The organism is Brevundimonas sp. FV1ye7S, assembly GCF_058680995.1.
Genome location: NZ_CM178726.1, coordinates 2,364,646 through 2,382,791, shown reverse-complemented (window position 1 = coordinate 2,382,791; position 18,146 = coordinate 2,364,646). Strand labels below are relative to the sequence as shown.

At 67.4% G+C, this 18,146-nt stretch carries 21 protein-coding genes and 1 pseudogene; 13 read left to right on the top strand and 9 right to left on the bottom strand.

Annotated features, from left to right (window positions below; translation table 11 throughout):
- Positions 1-4 precede the first annotated feature (4 nt).
- From ACW18C_RS11710 to ACW18C_RS11700, 3 genes and pseudogenes are all read left to right on the top strand, one after another.
- Entirely contained in the window at positions 5-2,242 is a 2,238-nt protein-coding gene (locus tag ACW18C_RS11710) for a TonB-dependent receptor (protein WP_492071019.1), read from the top strand.
- Positions 2,152-3,338: pseudogene (locus tag ACW18C_RS11705) on the top strand (PepSY-associated TM helix domain-containing protein). Before ACW18C_RS11710 ends, ACW18C_RS11705 begins: the two are co-directional and overlap by 91 nt.
- On the top strand, positions 3,335-3,517 hold the full coding sequence (locus ACW18C_RS11700) for a hypothetical protein (RefSeq protein ID WP_492071017.1): 183 nt from the start codon (positions 3,335-3,337) through the stop codon (positions 3,515-3,517). The pseudogene ACW18C_RS11705 and the gene ACW18C_RS11700 overlap by 4 nt, the downstream one beginning before the upstream one ends.
- 6 nt (positions 3,518-3,523) lie before the next feature.
- Here ACW18C_RS11700 and erpA read toward each other — a convergent pair whose 3' ends face one another.
- A complete protein-coding gene (gene erpA, locus ACW18C_RS11695; RefSeq protein WP_492074012.1) occupies positions 3,524-3,841 on the bottom strand; it encodes an iron-sulfur cluster insertion protein ErpA in 318 nt (105 codons plus the stop codon).
- Between the two features lie 142 nt (positions 3,842-3,983).
- Between erpA and ACW18C_RS11690 the strand changes: the two genes are divergently transcribed.
- The 5 genes from ACW18C_RS11690 to scpB all read left to right on the top strand — a co-directional run bounded on the left by ACW18C_RS11690 (position 3,984) and on the right by scpB (position 8,600).
- Positions 3,984-5,174, top strand: a complete 1,191-nt coding sequence (locus ACW18C_RS11690) for a deoxyguanosinetriphosphate triphosphohydrolase (protein WP_492071016.1) — start codon at positions 3,984-3,986, stop codon at positions 5,172-5,174.
- Positions 5,175-5,254: 80 nt separating this feature from the next.
- Positions 5,255-6,016, top strand: a complete 762-nt coding sequence (locus tag ACW18C_RS11685; RefSeq protein ID WP_492071015.1) for an SPOR domain-containing protein — start codon at positions 5,255-5,257, stop codon at positions 6,014-6,016.
- Positions 6,013-7,062, top strand: coding sequence for a beta-N-acetylhexosaminidase (gene nagZ / locus ACW18C_RS11680; protein WP_492071013.1), 1,050 nt, complete (start codon positions 6,013-6,015; stop codon positions 7,060-7,062). The genes ACW18C_RS11685 and nagZ overlap by 4 nt, the downstream gene beginning before the upstream one ends.
- Positions 7,063-7,116: 54 nt before the next feature.
- A complete protein-coding gene (locus ACW18C_RS11675) occupies positions 7,117-7,938 on the top strand; it encodes a segregation and condensation protein A (protein ID WP_492071011.1) in 822 nt (273 codons plus the stop codon).
- The gene (gene scpB, locus ACW18C_RS11670) at positions 7,935-8,600 is read left to right on the top strand and encodes an SMC-Scp complex subunit ScpB (protein ID WP_008262461.1); all 666 of its coding nucleotides are present in this window, start codon (positions 7,935-7,937) and stop codon (positions 8,598-8,600) included. Before ACW18C_RS11675 ends, scpB begins: the two co-directional genes overlap by 4 nt.
- Positions 8,601-8,620: 20 nt before the next feature.
- Here scpB and ispH read toward each other — a convergent pair whose 3' ends face one another.
- Complete coding sequence (ispH, locus tag ACW18C_RS11665) at positions 8,621-9,592, bottom strand: 4-hydroxy-3-methylbut-2-enyl diphosphate reductase (RefSeq protein WP_426026300.1); 972 nt, start codon at positions 9,590-9,592, stop codon at positions 8,621-8,623.
- Between the two features lie 237 nt (positions 9,593-9,829).
- Between ispH and ACW18C_RS11660 the strand changes: the two genes are divergently transcribed.
- The 5 genes from ACW18C_RS11660 to ACW18C_RS11640 all read left to right on the top strand — a co-directional run bounded on the left by ACW18C_RS11660 (position 9,830) and on the right by ACW18C_RS11640 (position 12,419).
- The gene (locus ACW18C_RS11660; RefSeq protein WP_008261665.1) at positions 9,830-10,189 is read left to right on the top strand and encodes an AtpZ/AtpI family protein; all 360 of its coding nucleotides are present in this window, start codon (positions 9,830-9,832) and stop codon (positions 10,187-10,189) included.
- 6 nt (positions 10,190-10,195) lie between these two features.
- On the top strand, positions 10,196-10,981 hold the full coding sequence (locus tag ACW18C_RS11655; RefSeq protein WP_035309004.1) for a F0F1 ATP synthase subunit A: 786 nt from the start codon (positions 10,196-10,198) through the stop codon (positions 10,979-10,981).
- Between the two features lie 57 nt (positions 10,982-11,038).
- Positions 11,039-11,263, top strand: coding sequence for a F0F1 ATP synthase subunit C (locus ACW18C_RS11650; RefSeq protein ID WP_008261286.1), 225 nt, complete (start codon positions 11,039-11,041; stop codon positions 11,261-11,263).
- Between the two features lie 68 nt (positions 11,264-11,331).
- On the top strand, positions 11,332-11,904 hold the full coding sequence (locus ACW18C_RS11645; protein WP_492071008.1) for a F0F1 ATP synthase subunit B family protein: 573 nt from the start codon (positions 11,332-11,334) through the stop codon (positions 11,902-11,904).
- Complete coding sequence (locus tag ACW18C_RS11640; protein WP_492071007.1) at positions 11,904-12,419, top strand: F0F1 ATP synthase subunit B; 516 nt, start codon at positions 11,904-11,906, stop codon at positions 12,417-12,419. The genes ACW18C_RS11645 and ACW18C_RS11640 overlap by 1 nt, the downstream gene beginning before the upstream one ends.
- A 77-nt stretch (positions 12,420-12,496) precedes the next feature.
- Here the strand turns inward: ACW18C_RS11640 and ACW18C_RS11635 are convergent, their stop codons facing one another.
- The 7 genes from ACW18C_RS11635 to gcvH form a co-directional block, all read right to left on the bottom strand.
- Entirely contained in the window at positions 12,497-12,967 is a 471-nt protein-coding gene (locus ACW18C_RS11635) for a DUF6789 family protein (protein WP_035309002.1), read from the bottom strand.
- Positions 12,968-13,100: 133 nt separating this feature from the next.
- On the bottom strand, positions 13,101-13,553 hold the full coding sequence (locus ACW18C_RS11630) for a hypothetical protein (RefSeq protein WP_291837821.1): 453 nt from the start codon (positions 13,551-13,553) through the stop codon (positions 13,101-13,103).
- A gap of 309 nt (positions 13,554-13,862) precedes the next feature.
- The gene (gene gcvPB, locus ACW18C_RS11625; RefSeq protein WP_492071006.1) at positions 13,863-15,431 is read right to left on the bottom strand and encodes an aminomethyl-transferring glycine dehydrogenase subunit GcvPB; all 1,569 of its coding nucleotides are present in this window, start codon (positions 15,429-15,431) and stop codon (positions 13,863-13,865) included.
- Positions 15,428-15,913 carry a hypothetical protein gene (locus tag ACW18C_RS11620; protein ID WP_492071005.1) on the bottom strand — a complete coding sequence of 162 codons (486 nt, stop codon included), beginning with the start codon at positions 15,911-15,913 and terminating at the stop codon, positions 15,428-15,430. Before ACW18C_RS11620 ends, gcvPB begins: the two co-directional genes overlap by 4 nt.
- Positions 15,910-17,256 carry an aminomethyl-transferring glycine dehydrogenase subunit GcvPA gene (gene gcvPA / locus ACW18C_RS11615; protein ID WP_492071003.1) on the bottom strand — a complete coding sequence of 449 codons (1,347 nt, stop codon included), beginning with the start codon at positions 17,254-17,256 and terminating at the stop codon, positions 15,910-15,912. The genes ACW18C_RS11620 and gcvPA overlap by 4 nt, the downstream gene beginning before the upstream one ends.
- On the bottom strand, positions 17,256-17,768 hold the full coding sequence (locus ACW18C_RS11610; RefSeq protein ID WP_492071002.1) for a hypothetical protein: 513 nt from the start codon (positions 17,766-17,768) through the stop codon (positions 17,256-17,258). Before ACW18C_RS11610 ends, gcvPA begins: the two co-directional genes overlap by 1 nt.
- Positions 17,769-17,774: 6 nt before the next feature.
- On the bottom strand, positions 17,775-18,140 hold the full coding sequence (gcvH, locus tag ACW18C_RS11605) for a glycine cleavage system protein GcvH (RefSeq protein ID WP_492071000.1): 366 nt from the start codon (positions 18,138-18,140) through the stop codon (positions 17,775-17,777).
- Between the last annotated feature and the right edge of the window lie 6 nt (positions 18,141-18,146).

Sequence of the window (18,146 nt, the reverse complement as noted above, 5' to 3'; positions counted from 1 at the left end):
AGTCATGACCCGCCCGACCCGCCGTTTCGCCTGCGCCTCCAGCCTGCTGGCCCTTGCCGTCGCCGCGCCTGCCCTGGCCCAGGAGGCGCCGGCCGCGCCTGCCGAACTGGATGAGATCGTCGTGACGGGATCGCAGGTGCGACTGACCTCGGCCTATGCCGGCGGGCAGGTGGCGCGAGGCGGCCGGGTCGGCCTGCTGGGCAATATGGACGTGATGGACACGCCCTTCTCGACCAGCAACTACACCGAAACGCTGATCCGCGATCAGCAGGCGCGCGGCATCGGCGACGTGCTGCAGAACGATCCGACGGTGCGGGTGTCCAAGGGCTTCGGCAATTTCCAGGAGCTGTATGTGATCCGGGGCTTCCCGGTCTTCTCGGACGACATGAGCTACAACGGCCTGTACGGTGTGCTGCCGCGTCAGTTCGTGGCGGCCGAACTGATCGAGCGGGTCGAGGTGTTCCGCGGCGCCAGCGCCTTCCTGAACGGCGCCGCGCCGGGCGGGACGGGCGTAGGCGGCGCCTTCAACCTGACGCCCAAGCGCGCCGGCGAACCCCTGACGCGCCTGACGGCAGGGGTATCGGGCAATGACGAGATCTACGCCGCCGCCGATCTGGCCCGTCGCTTCGGCGCCGAGGAAGAATGGGGGGCGCGCCTGAACCTGGTCAGCCGCGACGGCGAGGGCTCGGTCGAGAACGAGAACGGCCAGCTGCGCGTCGTCGGCCTGGGCCTGGACCGCCGGGGCGAGCGCGCCCGATTCTCGGCCGACCTGGGCTGGCAGGACCACCGCATCGACGCGCCGCGTCCCAGCGTGACGCCGGGGACCGCCATCCCGGACGCCCCGTCGGCCGACAAGAATTTCGCGCAGCGCTGGACCTACACCGACGAGGAGCAGCTGTTCGGCGCGGTGCGCGGCGAGTTCGACCTGACCGACAGCGTGACCGCCTGGGCGGCCTTCGGTGGGCGTCACGGCAAGGAAGACAACAGCCTGGCCAATCCGCGCGCTGACGCCGCTGGCGCGATCCGCGGCTATCGCTTTGACAACATCCGCGAGGACACGGTCTGGTCCGGCGATATCGGCGTGCGCGCCGACCTGACGACCGGGCCGGTCGAGCACCGTCTGGTGGCCTCGGCCTCGCAGATCCAGTCGAAGTCGAAGAACGCCTGGGCGGCCTCGAGCTTCAGCGGCTATGCGTTCGGGACGCTGAGCAACCCGACCCTGTCGCCTGCGCCGGCCATCACCAGCGTATCGGGCGATCTGGATGATCCGAACGTGACCGAGCGGGTCAAGCACACCAGCGTCGCCGTGGCGGACATTCTGTCCTTCCTGGACGGCCGCGTCCTGGCGACGGTCGGCGTGCGCTATCAGGAGATCGAGACCAAGTCCTACGCCTATGCCGACGGGGCCTTCGGCTCGGGCTATTCCAGTGATGCGATCACCCCGGCCTTCGCCCTGGTCTACAGGCCCAGCGACAAGATCTCGCTGTACGCCAACTATGCCGAAGCCCTCGTGCCAGGAACCACGGCGCCGACGCTGGCGAACGCGGTGGTGGCAGGGTGGGGAGACGCGGCCGTGCCGGTCACCGTCACCAACGGCGGCGAAGTGCTGGAACCTTTCCGCGCTGAACAGGCCGAGGTGGGGGTGAAGTATGACGCGGGGTCGTTCGGCGGCACGCTGAGTGTCTTCCGCACGACTCTGCCCAGCGCGCTGGTCTCGATCACCTCCAATGGAGATCCTGTCGCGGGCGCCCGGCCTACAGGCGTCTATACCGACGGCGGCGAACAGGAGAACCAGGGCGTCGAACTGACCGTCTATGGCGAGCCGGTCGCCGGCCTGCGCCTGATCGGCGGCGCGACCTGGTTGGAGGCCGAGATCAACCGCTCGCTGACCGCCGCGAACGCGGGCAAATCCGCCATCGGCGTGCCGGACTTCCAGATCAACGCCAATGTCGAATGGGACGTGCCGATGTTCAGCGGCCTGACGCTGGAGGGCCGTGCGGTCCATACCGGCGCGCAGCCCGCCAATGCGGCCAACACGCTGGAGCTGGAAGAATGGACCCGGTTCGACGCCGGCCTGCGCTACGCCTTCGTCGCCGGCGGCAAGGATCTGACGGTGCGGGCGCGGGTCGAGAACCTCGCGGACGAGGACCAGTGGGTCGCCGTCGGGGGCTATCCGGGGTCGAACTATCTGACCCTGGGCGCGCCGCGCACCTTCCGCCTGTCGGTCTCGGCGGAATTCTGATCGGATGAAGACGCGGACCATCCGCGCCTGGTCCTGGACGCACAAATGGTCGAGCCTGGTCTCCACGCTCTTCCTGCTGATGCTGTGCGTCACGGGCCTGCCGCTGGTCTTCACCCATGAGATCGAAGAGGTCCTGCTGGAGCAGGCGTGGACGCCGGCCGATCCGGACGGGCCGCGTCTGACCCTGGATGAAGTGCTGGCGGCGGCCCTGGCGCTTCACCCCGGCGAGGTCCCCGCCTTCATGAGCTTCGACGAGGACCGGCCGGTGGTGAACGTCACCAGCGTGGATCCGAACGGCCCGGCCGGCGCCTACAGCTTCGAGCCGATCGACCAGACCAGCGGCGCGGTCGCCCCGCCGGTGGCCGGCCATCCGGTCATGGAGTTCCTGCTCCAACTGCACACCGACATGTTCCTGGGCCTGCCGGGCATGCTGTTCCAGGGCCTGATGGGTCTGATGCTGATCGTGGCCGTGGTGTCGGGGGTGGTGCTGTACGCCCCCTTCATGCGGCGGCTGCCGTTCGGCACGGTGCGCGCGGCCAGGTCGGCCCGGACGCGGTGGCTGGACTATCACAACCTGCTGGGCGTGGTGACCGTGGCCTGGGTGCTGGTGGTCGGTGCGACGGGCGTCGTCAACACCCTGGCCACGCCGATCCTGGCCTATTGGAAGAACACGGCGCTGAAGGAACTGACCGTCGCCTATGACGCCCCGGCGCTGGCGGGTGAGCGGGCCTCGCTGGATGCGGCGGTGGAGCGGGCGAAACGGGCGCTGCCGGGCAAGACGCTTCAGTTCATCGCCTTCCCAGGCACCGACTATTCGACCGACCACCACTACGCCGTCTTCTTCCACGGCGACACGCCGCTGACGACCCATCTGACCACTCCGGCCCTGATCGACGCCCGGACCGGGGAACTGGCGGCCGTGGCCCCGACGCCCTGGTATGTGAAGGCGCTGTCGCTGTCCCAGCCGCTGCACTTCGGCGACTATGGCGGGCTGGGGCTGAAGATCCTTTGGGCGCTGCTTGACCTGGCGACCATCGTCATCCTGGGGTCCGGCCTTTACCTCTGGCTGGTCAAGGCGCGGCGGAAACCGGCATGAGCCGCAAGGACCTGAATCTGTGGGCCATCTTCGGAGCGCCCGTCGCGGTCTTCGTGCTCAGCCTGACGGGGCTGATCGGCGCCCTGCTGGGAGACGACGTCTGGGATGCGGTCTTTTCGGCCCTGCTGGCCTCGACCGTCGTCGTCACCGTCTGGGCCTTGATCCGACGCCGACGCTGACCGCGGTCAGATCGAGAAGCTGACGCCGCAGCCGCAGCTGGAGGCGGCGTTGGGGTTGCGGACCACGAACTGGGCGCCGGCCAGTTCGTCGACATAGGCGATCTCGGAATTCTTCAGGAAGGGGACCGAGACGGGGTCGATCAGGGCGGTCTGGCCGTCGGCCTGGATGCGCAGGTCGTCGTCCTCGGCCGTCTCGCCCAGTTCGAACCGGTACTGGAAGCCCGAACAGCCGCCGCCGTCCACCGCCACGCGCAGCATCAGGGTCTTGCCCTCGGCCGCGCCCAGTTTGGCCAGGCGTTTGGCGGCGCTGGCGGCCAGGACAATGCCTTCCGGCGCGCGCGTGGCGACGCTGAAGGCGGGTGTGGACGGTTCTGTGGATTGGACGGTGCTCACGGCTGTCTATATGAGGCGCGCAAGGGCGTTCGCAAAGGGCCGCCCGCATCAAACCAGCCTCAAAGTTGATGACTTGAGCCAGACAGACCTCGCCCCCTACGCCGAACGCGCCGATCTGACCAAGGGCCGCCGCTTCTTCGAGCCGCCCAGCCGGACCCGCACGGCCTTCGCGCGCGATCGCGACCGGATCATCCATGCGACCGCCTTCCGCCGCCTGAAGGAGAAGACCCAGGTCTTCGTGGCGCATGAGGGCGATCACTACCGCACCCGCCTGACCCATTCGCTGGAGGTGGCCCAGATTGCGCGGTCCCTGGCCCATGCGCTGCGGCTGGACGACGATCTGGCCGAGACGGTCGCCCTGGCCCACGACCTGGGCCACCCGCCCTTCGCGCATGCGGGCGAGGACGAACTGGTGATCCAGATGGCCGACCACGGCGGCTTCGATCACAACGTCCAGAGCTTCCGCGTCGTGACCGAGCTGGAGAACCGCTATCCGCAGTTCGACGGGCTGAACCTGAGCTGGGAGACGGTCGAGGGGGTCATCAAGCACAATGGCCCGGTGTCGCACCGGCTGGACGAGCCGGCCTGGTCAGTGGTGCGGCCCTACAGGACGGGCGGGGAGGCGGGCTGGGATCTGCGCTTGGGCACCTTCGCCTCGCTGGAGGCCCAGTGCGCCGCCATCGCCGACGACATCGCCTACAACAACCACGACGTGGACGACGGGGTGCAGGCGGGGCTGATCACCCTGCAAGACCTCGATCAGGTGCCGCTGATCGGACCGATGCTGGCCGAGGTGCGGCGCGACTGGCCGGCCATCGACGACCGGATGCTGCGGATCGAGGCCGTGCGGCGGATGATCGGCGTCATGGTCGAGGACGTCCTGGCCGAGACGGCGCGGCGGCTGGAGGAGGACCGGATCGGTTCGACCGAGGACGTGCGCACGGCGACGCGGACCATGGTGGACTTCTCGCGGTCCATGCACGCGGACCTGGCCGTCCTGCGCAAGTTCCTGTTCGAACGGATGTATCGCCACTACCGGGTCAACCGGACGCGCAGCCAGGCGCGACGGGTGCTGTCGCAGCTGTTCGAGCTGTTCATGGCCGAGCCGGAGGTGATGCCGCCGGAGTGGGCCGTGCCGGCGGCCACCGAAGACCGGACCCAAAGGGCGCGCGCGGTGTGCGATTACATCGCCGGGATGACCGACCGCTACGCGATAGAAGTCCACCAGAAACTGTTCAGCCTCGACCTGGCCCTCGATCTGTGATTCGAAAGACGGCGGCGGGGCGTTAAACTCATTATTCGGCGCGCCGATTCGCAGCGCCGGACCCACGGCGGAGTGCGACCATGTCTTTCGATGACGAAAACCGACCGGGCCGGGGCGCCTATACGCCCCCGACCGACGACGACCTGCCCTTCCGTCGCAACTCCTATGATCCGCGCAGCGGCCGCAACGTCGGTTCGGGCGGGGGCAAGGCGCCGCCGGTGACTTTGATCATCAGCGCGGTGGTCCTGCTGGTCCTGATCATCGCCGTGATCTTCTTCTATCGTTCGGGCATGCGCGCCTCGACCGACGCGCCGCCCGCCGTGGGCCAGCCCGTCGGCGAGATGAAGACCGCCCCGCCCGTGGACGCCCAGCCGGTGGATCCGGCCGACGGGGTGCGGGTCTATCGAGACGAGGCCGAGACGACCGACGCGCCCGTCACCTTCACCCCGCCGCCCGAGGCGCCCCAGCCGCGTCCGGCCGCGCCGCCCGCCGCCGCCCCGACCGGACAGGGCTTGCCGCCGGCCAAGGCCGCCCCGGCTGCAACCCCGGCCGCCCCGGCCCCCGCAGCGGCGACGCCTGCGCCGGCCGCCGGCGCCGCCACGGGTTCCGCCTCGGTCCAGATCGGCGCCTTCTCCTCCACCGAGATCGCCGACCGCGAATACGCCGCCGTCGCGGGTCGCTTCGGCCAGTACGCCTCGGGCGCCCAGAAGCGGGTGACCGAAGTCACCTCGTCCAGCGGTTCAACCCTGTACCGCACCACCTTCTCGGGCCTGTCGCGCGAGCGGGCGGTCGCCTTCTGCAACGCCCTGAAGGCCGCCGGACGGGATTGCATCGTTCGGTGACCTCCGCCGCCATCTACGGCTGTTCGGGCCACCGGCTGACGGAGGAGGAACGCGCCTTCTTCGCCGAGGCGCGGCCCTGGGGCTTCATCCTGTTCCGGCGCAATATCGACACGCCGGAACAGGTGCGGGCTCTGACGGACGAACTGCGGGCCGCCATCGGCGACGCCGACGCCCCCATCCTGATCGATCAGGAAGGCGGCCGGGTTCAACGGATGGGCCCGCCGCACTGGCCCAAATACCCGCCGGGCGCCGCCTATCTGAAGGCGTCGAACGACCCGATGGACGCGCGCGAGCTGGTCCGCCTGGGCGCGCGGCTGATGGCGCACGATCTGCGCGAGGTCGGGATCAACGTCGATCTGCTGCCGGTGCTGGACGTGCCGGTGCCCGGCGCCCACGACATCGTCGGCGACCGCGCTTATGGTCAGGATCCGGCCACGGTCGCCCTGCTGGGCCGGGCGGCGTCGGAAGGCCTGCTGGCCGGCGGGGTGCTGCCCTGTATCAAACATATGCCGGGCCACGGCCGGGCCTTTGCCGACAGCCACAAGGACCTGCCGACGGTCCACGCCGATTTCGACACGCTCGACGCCTGGGACTTCGCGCCCTTCAAGGCGCTGTCGGACATGCCCTGGGCCATGACGGCGCACATCGTCTTCACCGCTGTGGATCGGAAGCGCCCGGCGACCCAGTCGAAGAAGGCGATCAAGATGATGCGGGGGCATCTCGGTTTCTCCGGCCTGATCATGAGCGACGATCTGTCGATGCAGGCCCTGAGCGGTTCGCTGGGCGAGCGAGCGCATCAATCCTTGAAGGCGGGCTGCGACGTCGTGCTTCACTGCAACGGCGATCTGGCCGAGATGCAGGCCGTGGCCGAGGCGACGGGCAAGCTGAAGGGCAAGGCCAGGGCCAGGGCCGAGGCGGCGATGGCGCGGATCGTGCGCGTTCCAGAACCCCTTGATCCGGTCGCGGGGCATGAACGCTTCTTCCGGGCGATGGCGGGCAAGACGGACGCCGCCAAGGGGCCGGACGTGGGCGAGGCGCAGGCATGAGCCGCCTGGACCCGATCGGCCTCAAGCCGCGCGAAGCGCGGTAGGCCGACAAGGATGACCGACGCCTTTCAGCCCAATCTGGATTTCAGCGCGGCCGCCGAGGCCGAGGAGCGCGAGGCCTTCGTCGTCGATCTGGACGGCTACGAGGGGCCGCTTCACGTTCTGCTGGCCCTGGCGCGGACGCAGAAGGTCGATCTGCTGAAACTGTCGATCACCCGGCTGGCGGAACAATATCTGGCCTTCGTGCACGAGGCGCGGCGCAGGAATTTCGCCTTGGCGGCGGACTATCTCGTGATGGCGTCCTGGCTGGCCTATCTGAAGTCTCGCCTGCTGTTGCCGCGCACCGAAAAGGACAAGGGCGAGGAGCCGCCGGCCGAGGCCATGGCCGCCGCCCTGGCCTTCCGGCTGCAGAAGCTGGAGGCCATGCGCAAGGCGGTGGACCAGCTGATGGCGCGGCCCCAGCTGAAGCGCGACGTCTTCACGCGGGGCGATCCCCAGGCGACGGTGATCGTCCCGTCCGACCGGATCGACGCCAGCCTGTATGACCTGATGAGCGCCTATGTGACCCAGCGCCGCCGCGAGGAGGGGCGGCGCTATTCGCCCGGCCAGCGGGTCGAGGCCTTTCCGCTGGAGGCGGCGCGCGACTGGCTGCGCGAGATCATGCCGCGCCTGGCCGACTGGACCCCGCTGGACCAGGTGGCGCCCCATCCCGAAGACCCGGACGGCCCCAGCCAGGCCAGCTATACCGCCTCGACCCTGTCGGCCAGTCTGGAGCTGGTGAAGGAGGGGGCCATGGACATCCGCCAGACGGCGCCCTTCGCGGACCTGTATCTGAAACGCCGGGGAGGCGGACATCCGCTGGAGCTGACGCCGTGAGCGACCTCTCCTTCCAACCCGACGATGGCGAGATCGAGCGCCGGGTCGAGGCGCTGTTGTTCGCCGCCGCCGGGCCGCTGAGCGCCGCCGAGATCGCCGGCCGTCTGCCCGAAGGCGCCGACGTCGCCCGCGCCCTGTCGGGCCTGCGCGCCCGATACGAGGGGCGGGGCGTGGAACTGGACTGCGTCGCCGACCGCTGGCGGTTCCGCACGGCGGCGGATCTGGCCTTCATGATGACCGAGGAGCGAGAGGAGCCCCGCCGCCTGTCCAAGGCCGCGCTGGAGACCCTTGCCATCATCGCCTATCACCAGCCCGTGACCCGCGCCGAGATCGAGAGCGTGCGGGGCGTCACCCTGTCGAAGGGCACGCTGGACCTGCTGCTGGAGATGGGGTTCGTGCGTCTGCGCGGGCGCCGACGGACGCCGGGCCGGCCCGTCACCTACGCCACCGCAGATCGGTTCCTTGAGCATTTCGGCCTGGCGACCCTGTACGACCTGCCGGGCGTGCAGGAAATGAAGGCGGCGGGCCTGCTGGACCTGTCGCTGCCCGTCGGGTTCGAACTGCCGGATCCCGGACGAGGCGCGGACGTCGACGAGGACAGTCTGACGAACGAAAACGACGCGCCGGAGTTCGCGCAGGACTTTGTCGGCGAGGAACGCTAGGCGGGATCGATAGAGGGGCGTCAGGTCGTCAGCAGCCGAGGCAGCTTGAAGGTCACGGTCTCGCGCGCCCCCCCGTCCTCGGTGACGGTGGCGTCGAACCGTTCCGCGATGGCGTCCACGAGGGCGGCGATCAGCGGTTCGGGGGCCGAGGCGCCGGCGGTGACGCCCACCGTCTGAACCCCGTCGAACCAGCTCCAGTCCACCTGGGAGGCGTCGTCGACCAGCCGGGCGTCACGGGCGCCGGCGCGCATCGCCACCTCGACCAGCCGGGCCGAGTTGGACGAGTTCTTGGACCCGACCACCAGCACCAGCTCGCACCCTTCGCCCAGCACCTTGACTGCGTCCTGGCGGTTGGTGGTGGCGTAGCAGATGTCTTCCTTGTGCGGGTCGGGCAGTTCGGGGAAGCGCCGCTTCAGCACCTTCAATATGCCCGCCGTGTCGTCGACCGACAGGGTGGTCTGGGTCGCATAGGCCAGGGGGGCGTCGCCGGGCCGTTCGAACGATTCGGCGTCGGCCTCGGTCTCGATCAGGCTGATGGCGCCCGGCGGCAGTTGACCCATGGTGCCGATCACCTCCGGATGGCCGGCGTGGCCGATCAGGATGATATGGCGGCCCGCGTCATGATGACGCTCCGCCTCCACATGGACCTTGGACACCAGGGGGCAGGTGGCGTCGAGGAACAGCAGTTGTCGCGCCTGGGCGTTGGCGGGAACCGACTTGGGCACGCCGTGGGCCGAGAAGACCACCGGCCGGTCGTCCGGGCATTCGTCCAGCTCCTTGACGAAGATCGCGCCCATGGACTTCAGCCGCTCGACCACATGGCGGTTGTGCACGATCTCGTGCCGCACATAGACGGGCGCGCCGTATTTCTCGATCGCGCGCTCGACGATCTGGATCGCCCGGTCCACCCCGGCGCAGAAACCGCGCGGCGTCGCCAGCCGCACCGCGATGGGGCGGCGTTCGGGCGAGGGGGCGGGGACGTGCATGTTCATGGCCGCAACCTAGTCGTTCGCGCGACATATCGCCATGCAGGGCGACCGAATCCCTGGTCTTGAACAGCGACGCATCGCCACGGTCAGGCTGTTTCCGGCGAAAATCGAGTTCGAACAAAGATTTAACCTCCGTTCACGACGCCTTGACCTCTTGGCCGCTCACGATTAGTTTCCGCGCCGAATTCAGACCCGCCCAAACACATTGTTTGAGCGCTGAGAGCACAGGTCCTGTCCCCCATGTCGGAATCGCGCGAAGAGGCGATCAAACGCCTCCAAGACAGCGCATCCGCATTGGAGGCGCGGACCACGGTGGAGAAATCCGCCGAGCTGACCGGCCATCAGGTGTCGGGTCAGGCCTACAAGATCATCGCCGAGCTTCTCGGCGGCGTCTTCGTGGGTCTTGCGGCGGGTTTCATCGCGGACTGGGTCTTTGGGACCCGTCCGTGGGGTTTGATCGGCGGGGTCCTGTTGGGCTTCGCCTTGTCGATTTACATGGCGCGTCGCACAGCCAACCGGCTGATGGCGCAGGCCAAGGCGTTAGGGACGTCGGCTCCGGCCGATCCTTATGTCGAGGCCGACGAAGACGGGGAACGATAGGGCTTCATGGCCGATCCGATTCATCAGTTTCAGATTCAGAAGGTCATCGATCTTCCTGACGTGACCCTGCCCCTTCTGGGTACGGTCGATTTGGCCGTGACCAATTCGCACATCGCCATGACGGCCGCCTTCGTCGTGATCGTCGGCTTCCTGGCCGCCGTGACCTCGAACGCCCAGGTCGTGCCCGGTCGTCTGCAGGCCGCAGGCGAGGGCGTGTTCGGCCTGATCGACAATCTGGCCGATTCTATCATCGGTCACGAAGGCCGCAAATATTTCCCGTTCGTCTTCACCCTGTTCATGCTGATCCTGGGCATGAACATCCTGGGTCTGTTCCTGACCTTTACGGCGACGTCGCAGCTGGCCATCACCGTCACCTTCGCCCTGATCACCTTCGGTCTGGTGCTGGTGGTCGGGTTCGCCAAGAACGGCCTGGGCTTCTTCAAGCTGTTCTGGCCGATGGGCGCGCCGCTGGCGCTGCGCCCGGTCGTCGGTCTGATCGAGTTCGTCTCCTTCCTGCTGCGTCCGGTCACACTGGCGCTTCGTCTGTTCGGCAACATGCTGGGCGGCCACGTCGCGCTGAAGATCTTCGCCGGCTTCGTCGTCTCCCTGGGCCTGCTGGGCCTGGGCGGTGGCATCGGCCTGCTGGCCTTCCCGGTTGCGGCCCTGTCGCTGGGCATGGTCGTGGCGCTGACCGCCCTGGAGTTTCTCGTGGCCTTCCTTCAGGCCTTCGTCTTCGCCGTTCTGGCCTGCATCTATCTGAATGATGTGGTCAACCTGGATCACGCCCACTAAGGGCAGGACCAGTCTCTTCACCCCAACCACCAACGACTTAAATCTAGGAATACAATCATGGACGCTGAAGCCGCCAAGTACATCGGTGCCGGTCTCGCAACCCTGGGCATGATCGGTTCGGCCCTGGGCGTGGGCAACATCTTCGGTCAGTTCCTGGCCGGCGCCCTGCGCAACCCGTCGGCCGCCGCCGGCCAGGTCGGCAACCTGTTCGTGGGCGCCGCCCTCGCCGAAGCCCTGGGCATCCTGGCCTTCGTGCTCGGCATCCTGATGATCTTCGGCTGATATCAGCCGATACCGGCGCGCGGGGCTCGCCCGCGCGCCGTTTCATCTGATCCTGCAGCAGACGGTTCATGGCCAGCACCCACACCAATCATGCGGTTCCGGCTTCGGTCGAAGCGGACCTGCACGCCGAGACGGCGACCGCCGCCGAGCACGGCTCGGGCGGCCTGCCGCAATTCCAGTTCGAACACTGGGCGGGACAGATCGGCTATCTGCTGATCCTGTTCGTCATCCTGTATGTTCTGGTCTCCAAGGTCTTCGCGCCGCGCCTTCGCAAGGTGATGGACGAGCGGGCCGATACGATTTCCAACGCCGTCGCCACCGCGCGTCAGGTTCAGGCCGAGGCCGCCGACCAGGCTGCTCAAGCCCAGGCTGAAGTCGCCAAGGCTCGTTCCGACGCCCGCGCCATGGCCGCCGCCGCCAAGGCCCGCGTGACCGAAGACGCCGCCGCCCGCCAGGCTGCGGAAGAAGCCGTCGTCAACGCCCGCATCGCCGAGGCCGAGACCGCCATCGGCAAGACCCGCGACGCGGCCATGGCCAATGTCGCCGTGATCGCCTCCGACGCCGCCGCCGCCATGGTCGAGCGCCTGACCGGCAAGGCCGCCACCTCGGGCGAGCTGGCTACGGCCAAGGGAGCCGTCTGATGAACCTGATCTTCGAACACGGCATCTGGAGCTTCGCCAATGCGGAGATCTGGGTCGGGATCGGCCTGCTGATCTTCTTCGGCATCCTGATCGCCGCCGGCGTGCCCAAGATCGCCGCCGCCCAACTGGACGCCAAGGGCGCCAAGATCCAGGCCGACCTGGACGAGGCCGCCCGTCTGCGCGCCGAGGCCGAGGCCCTGCTGGCTCAGATCCGCAAAGAAAAGGCCGAGGCCGAGGCTCAGGCCGCCGAGATGATGGCCCAGGCGGAAGCCGACGCCCGTCGTCTGGAAGTCGAATCCAAGGCCAAGCTGGAAGAGACCCTGGCCCGTCGCCAGAAGATGGCCGAGACCCGCATCGCCCAGGCGGAGGCCCAGGCCTCGGCCGAGGTCAAGGCGGCCGCCGCCGACCTGGCCGCCAAGGCCGCGGAACAGATCCTGGCCGCCCGTCTCGCCGGCGGCGCCAAGGACCCGCTGCTGGACGCCGCCATCGCCCAGATCGGCGATCACCTGAACTAAGGCCGGCCGGCTTAGCCGAACGACAAAAAGGCCCCCGGCGTCGCTGGGGGCCTTTTCTTATGTCCGAACGGCCGCTGTCAGTGGGCGGTGGCGCCGCCCATGAAATGGGCCGCCTGGCGCTTCTCGCGTGTCACCAGCCGGGCGTAGACATTGCCCAGCACGATGCCGAACACCGCATGGGTGATCAGCAGCCAGCCGATGGTGCCGAAGCCGGCGGCGGCCGAGAAGGTCCGGTAATCGCCCAGCATCAGGATGGCCCCCATCATCACCACCCAGGCGCCGACGGCGAAGACGATGCCCTTGGTCTCGGGGGTATCGGTGGGCAGGCGGGGACACATCAGACCGAACAGCGGCCCCAGGATGAAGACGCCGCTGAAGGCGTGGATCGCCCAGCCGACGGCCATATTTCCAGGCATGCCGATCATGGTGGCGATGACCCCCTGGAACGGGTCGAACCAGTTCAGGAACAGGTTGGGTATTTCAAGCAAGGAAACGGCGACGGTCGCGGCGACGCCCGCGATCATGCCCTTTTGTACGCGTGACATCATGACCTTAGCGCCTCCCAACGCATTTGATGGTTCTCTGATAACGCCCAGACAGAATACGCCTGTAGCGGGAGAAGGGCGTTCACGATGATGTGGTTAGCAGTTGCGACACCGCAACCGCGAGACGGTCTGTCAACTAGCGGAAAAGCTTCCGGAAATAGCGACGAAGCATCTTCCGCAACCGCGTCAGACGTCGGCGGGGTCTCTTAAGCACGACCTTCTCGGCGCGCAGGGCCTGCTGCCAGAAGACAGGAGCGAACTCCGGCTTTTTGCGCATGAGCCGCCGGAATGGATAGACCCATTTGGGCCGGGCATACTGGGCACGAATGAACAGCCGCTTGGCCCAGAAGGAGCTCTTCAGGATCAGCATCAGGCCGACGGCGATGACGGGAATGCCGCCTGGACCCGGCAAGGGCGCGATCAGAATTCCCAGAAGCACCACGAACAGCCCGCCCGCCATAAGCGCCCAACGCTTCAGCGCGCGAAGCGTACGGCTGCGCGCGCGGTAGGACGGAAGGCGGATCGCGGTTGCGAAGGTCAAGTCGGCGCCAGACAGAGAGGAGGGAGGTCCTGTGACAACGATCGTCACGACCGCCCGATCCCGACTCGGGAGAGGAAAGAGCGACCGTGGCCAGCCTGCCACAGGCTCGTTAAGACCGTGTGTCCATGGCCGATCCGTGTCTACGGCGTGAAGCTTTGGTCATGATTGATCAAGGGCTTCTGGCTGTTGCCGCCAGGACACAATAAGGGGAGACCCCCCCCTCCTCAACCTTCGTCATCCTCGCCCTTGCGGCGAGGATCCATACTCCCGGTGTTTCCGCAGAATGCGCCTTCGTCAGGCGCCGGGAGTATGGATCCCAGGGACAAGCCCTGGGATGACGGGGCCTATCCGTCGCCCTTACGCCGCCTGGTTCGACCCTGCCGGCGCGGTCCAGCGCAGCACCGGCGAGCGGGCGGCGCGGGTTTCGTCCAGCCGCTTCATCGGCGCATGGAAGGGCGCGCCCTTGAAGCGGTCGACGTCGCCGGCTTTCGCCGCCTCGGCCAACAGGCGCATGGCGTGGATGAAGCGGTCCAGTTCGGCCTTGGACTCGGTCTCGGTCGGCTCGATCAGCATGGCGCCGTGGACGACCAGCGGGAAATACATGGTCATCGGGTGGAAGCCCTCGTCGATCATCGCCTTGGCGAAGTCGAGCGTGGTGATGTCCGTGCCCTTCAGCCACTCGTCGTCGAACAGGGCCTCGTGCATGCAGGGGCCGTCCGGGAAGGCCGCGCTCATCAGGTCCGACAGGCGGGCCTTGATGTAGTTGGCGTTCAGCACCGCATCTTCGGCCACCTGACGCAGGCCGTCAGCGCCGTGCGACATCATGTAGGACAGGGCGCGTACATACATGCCCATCTGGCCCTGGAAGGCGCACAGGCGGCCAAAGGCCTGAACCGCCTCGTCCTCCTCGCGCTCGATCAGGCGATAGCCGTTGTCATCATGCACGACCCAGGGGGCCGGGGCGAAGGGCGCCAGGGCTTCCGACAGGACCACCGGACCCGCGCCCGGACCGCCGCCGCCGTGCGGCGTCGAGAAGGTCTTGTGGAGGTTGATGTGCATGGCGTCCACGCCCAGATCGCCTGGACGAACCCGGCCGACGATGGCGTTGAAGTTGGCGCCGTCGCAGTAGAAGTAGGCGCCGGCTTCGTGCGTCAGCCGGCTGATCTCCAGGATGTCGCGCTCGAACAGGCCGCAGGTGTTGGGGTTGGTCACCATGATGGCGGCGACGTCGTCGCCCAGCTTGGCGGCCAGGTCGGCGACGTCCACGCGGCCGTCCTCAGTCTGGGCGACCTCGACGACGGTGTAGCCGACGAAGGCGGCGGTGGCCGGGTTGGTGCCGTGGGCGCTGGTGGGCACCAGAACCTTGCGGCGCTTCTCATGCTGACCCGAGGCCTCGTGGGCGGCGCGGATGGCCATCAGACCGCACAGCTCGCCATGGGCGCCCGCCTTGGGCGACAGGGCGACGGCGGGCATGCCGGTCAGGGTCTTCAGCCAGTGGGCCAGCGTATCCATCAGCTCCAGCGCGCCCTGCACCGTCGAGATCGGCTGCAGCGGATGGATGTCCGAGAAGCCCGGCAGGCGCGCCATCTTCTCGTTCAGGCGGGGATTGTGCTTCATCGTGCACGACCCCAGCGGATAGATGGCCAGGTCGATGGCGTGGTTCTTTTGCGACAGGCGCACATAGTGGCGCATCGTCTCGGGTTCGCTCAGACCCGGCAGGCCGATCGGGTCGCGCCGGATCAGGTCGCCGAGGTCCGAGCCGTCCGTCTTCGGCTCCGGCAGGTCGACGCCGGTCTTGCCCCAGCCCTCGCCCTCGAAGATCAGGGCCTCGTCCTGCAACAGGCCGCGCGCGCCGGTCAGGGTGGCGGGTTTGGTTTCGACTGCGTTGGGGGTAGTCGGGCGGCCGACGGTGTTCATGGTGCTCATGTCGGTTGGTTCTCAAGGCTAAATTGCCAGACGGCTTTGTCGAGTTGTCGGATATTTAGGCTGTAGTATTCTGCTTCAGCCCACATGCGTGCTTGGAACGGAACCCAGTCGGCACCTCGAAATACACGCTTGACTTGGCCATGAACCGTCCACCATGCCCGGAAGTCTAGGATGGGTCCTTCTTGGTAGCCCCAATGCAAGATCGCGGTGGCTGTAGGAACTCCTACACCGTGCAATGAGGTAAGGGCACAGACTTGGACCAGTGGATCTTTAGACGCAAAAGATGCTTCAGTGATGCGTTGAATGTCTTCTGTAGCATTCTTCAAGCAGAGGTCGTGGCGACGTTCCGCCTTCCAATGGCAGATCGTCAAGAAGTCGGCGCGATTGAGCCTATCACAACGAGTGATCCCGGGGTCAGGCTTGTTGTAGGCAAACCTGTTAGCAAGCTGTGTTAGATCATCTCGCGTGAAGTTGCGGATCATCCCGCCAGCACTTTCGTCAGGGACTTGGCGAGAATCTGGATGTCCGCATCCAGCGTCGTCTCCGTCGCCGCGACCAGCAGGACGTCGTCCATGCCCGCATCCGGCGCCAGACGGCTGTAGGGCACGCCCGCCAGCACGTGGTGGGCCGCCAGCGTATCCACCACTTCGGCGGCGTTCTTCGGCAAACGCACCGCGAACTCATTGAAGAAGCGCGAGGTCAGGATCTGGACGCCCGGGATGGCCGCCAGGGCGTCGCGCGTGGCCAGCGCCTTCTCGTGGTTCAGCAGGGCCAGTTTGCGCAGGCCGGTCTCGCCCAGCAGGCTCATGTGGATGGTGAAGGCCAGGGTGCACAGGCCGGAATTGGTGCAGATGTTCGAGGTCGCCTTGTCGCGGCGGATGTGCTGTTCGCGCGTCGACAGGGTCAGGACGAAGCCGCGGCGGCCGTCGGCGTCGACGGTCTCGCCGCAGTAGCGACCGGGCGTCTGGCGCAGCAGTTTCTCGCGGGTGGCGAACAGGCCGACATAGGGGCCGCCGAAGTTCAGGGCGTTGCCGATCGACTGGCCCTCGGCCGCGACGATGTCGGCGCCCATCTCGCCGGGCGACTTCAGCAGGCCCATGGACACGGCCTCGGTGACTACGACGATCAGCAGGGCGCCGGCGGCGTGGGCGGCCTCGGCGATCTTGGTGACATCCGTCGCCGTGCCGAAGACGTTCGGGGTCTGGACCACGACGCAAGCCGTGTCGGGACCGATCTGGTCAATCACGGCGGCCTCGGCGTCGACGGCGGCGGCCAGGACCTGGGTCTCGACGCCGACGGCGTGGACCACGGTTTCGGTCGCCTTGACGTAGTGGGGGTGCACGCCGCCCGAGATCACCGCCTTGTTGCGGCGGGTCACGCGGGTCGCCATCAGCACGCCCTCGGCCATGGCGGTCGAGCCGTCATAGAGGCTGGCGTTGGCCACCGGCATGCCGGTCAGGTTCGCGACCTGGGTCTGGAACTCGTACAGGTACTGTAGGGTGCCCTGGGCGATTTCCGGCTGGTAGGGGGTGTAGCTGGTCAGAAACTCGGACCGCTGGATCACATGATCCACCGTCGCCGGGACATGGTGCTTGTAGGCCCCTGCGCCGCAGAAGAAGGGCACGGCGCCGGCCGTCGCGTTCTTGGCGGCCATGGCGGACAGGGCGCGCTCGACCTCCATCTCGCCGGCCACGCGGGGCAGGTCCACCGGCCCGTCCAGTCGCGCCGCCTCGGGCACGTCCACGAACAGGTCGTCGATCGATTTCGCGCCGATGGCGGCGAGCATCGCCGTGCGGTCGTCGGGCGTCAGGGGGAGGTAGCGCATCAGACGGATTTTCCGAAGAGGAGGTCAAATAGTCTTGAGAGTAGAGAAGGGGGCCGTTCAGTCCTGCGAGCCGGCAATATGCTACGCGGAGCCGCAACCTCTTGCTGCGCGGCATTAGGCGAGAGTTCAGCCAGTACAGCATGAAGCTGTTCCGGGCCTTCCAGCGTATCGGGACCTATGACATTCATGTCCGCAGCCCGCACTTCACCCACGCTGGAATGGGTGCGAAGCGCGACGGGATCGAAGACATCGGCCATGATGAAGGCGCTCGTCCGGTCCGCTATGCGGTAGAGGGCCTCGGCCACGGCATTGGTGAGGATCGGATACTCGGCCAGCATGCCGTCGTTCAGGTCCTCGCCGAACAGGTAAAGGGCCGCGCCGTCCGTAAGGCGCAGTTCTGCTTCCATGCCCGTCCATTCCGCACCCGCCTCGGCGAGCGCCGCCTGCACCAGCTGGCCTAGACCGGGCTGGGACGGCGTCGTCGTCGAGTTGCGGAAGAAGACGGTGAACACTAGCGCTTACAGGCTGGCCAGGAACTCGTCGTAAGCGGCCTGGTCCATCAGGGCGTCCAGTTCCGAGACGTCCGACACCTTGATCTTGGCGAACCAGCCGTCGCCTTCCGGGGCGGCGTTGACGGTTTCCGGAGCGGTCGACAGGGCGTCGTTGGCCTCGACCACTTCGCCCGAGACGGGGGCGTAGACGTCGGAGGCGGCCTTGACGCTTTCGACCACGGCGAAGCTGGCGCCCTTGGCGACGGTCTTGCCGACCTCAGGCGTTTCCACGAACACCACGTCGCCCAGGGCGTCGGCGGCGTGCTTCGAGATGCCCACGGTGGCGATGTCGCCGTCCAGGCTGACCCACTCGTGATCCTTGGTGAACTTCATGATCTG

Coding starts and splice junctions, on each gene's coding strand:
- ACW18C_RS11710 (WP_492071019.1), top strand. CDS start 5: ATGACCCGCCCGACCCGCCGTTTCGCCTGCGCCTCCAGCCTGCTGGCC.
- ACW18C_RS11700 (WP_492071017.1), top strand. CDS start 3,335: ATGAGCCGCAAGGACCTGAATCTGTGGGCCATCTTCGGAGCGCCCGTC.
- ACW18C_RS11685 (WP_492071015.1), top strand. CDS start 5,255: ATGTCTTTCGATGACGAAAACCGACCGGGCCGGGGCGCCTATACGCCC.
- ACW18C_RS11675 (WP_492071011.1), top strand. CDS start 7,117: ATGACCGACGCCTTTCAGCCCAATCTGGATTTCAGCGCGGCCGCCGAG.
- ispH (WP_426026300.1), bottom strand. CDS start 9,592: ATGAACATGCACGTCCCCGCCCCCTCGCCCGAACGCCGCCCCATCGCG.
- ACW18C_RS11660 (WP_008261665.1), top strand. CDS start 9,830: ATGTCGGAATCGCGCGAAGAGGCGATCAAACGCCTCCAAGACAGCGCA.
- ACW18C_RS11655 (WP_035309004.1), top strand. CDS start 10,196: ATGGCCGATCCGATTCATCAGTTTCAGATTCAGAAGGTCATCGATCTT.
- ACW18C_RS11650 (WP_008261286.1), top strand. CDS start 11,039: ATGGACGCTGAAGCCGCCAAGTACATCGGTGCCGGTCTCGCAACCCTG.
- ACW18C_RS11645 (WP_492071008.1), top strand. CDS start 11,332: ATGGCCAGCACCCACACCAATCATGCGGTTCCGGCTTCGGTCGAAGCG.
- ACW18C_RS11640 (WP_492071007.1), top strand. CDS start 11,904: ATGAACCTGATCTTCGAACACGGCATCTGGAGCTTCGCCAATGCGGAG.
- ACW18C_RS11635 (WP_035309002.1), bottom strand. CDS start 12,967: ATGATGTCACGCGTACAAAAGGGCATGATCGCGGGCGTCGCCGCGACC.
- gcvPB (WP_492071006.1), bottom strand. CDS start 15,431: ATGAGCACCATGAACACCGTCGGCCGCCCGACTACCCCCAACGCAGTC.
- ACW18C_RS11620 (WP_492071005.1), bottom strand. CDS start 15,913: ATGATCCGCAACTTCACGCGAGATGATCTAACACAGCTTGCTAACAGG.
- gcvPA (WP_492071003.1), bottom strand. CDS start 17,256: ATGCGCTACCTCCCCCTGACGCCCGACGACCGCACGGCGATGCTCGCC.
- gcvH (WP_492071000.1), bottom strand. CDS start 18,140: ATGAAGTTCACCAAGGATCACGAGTGGGTCAGCCTGGACGGCGACATC.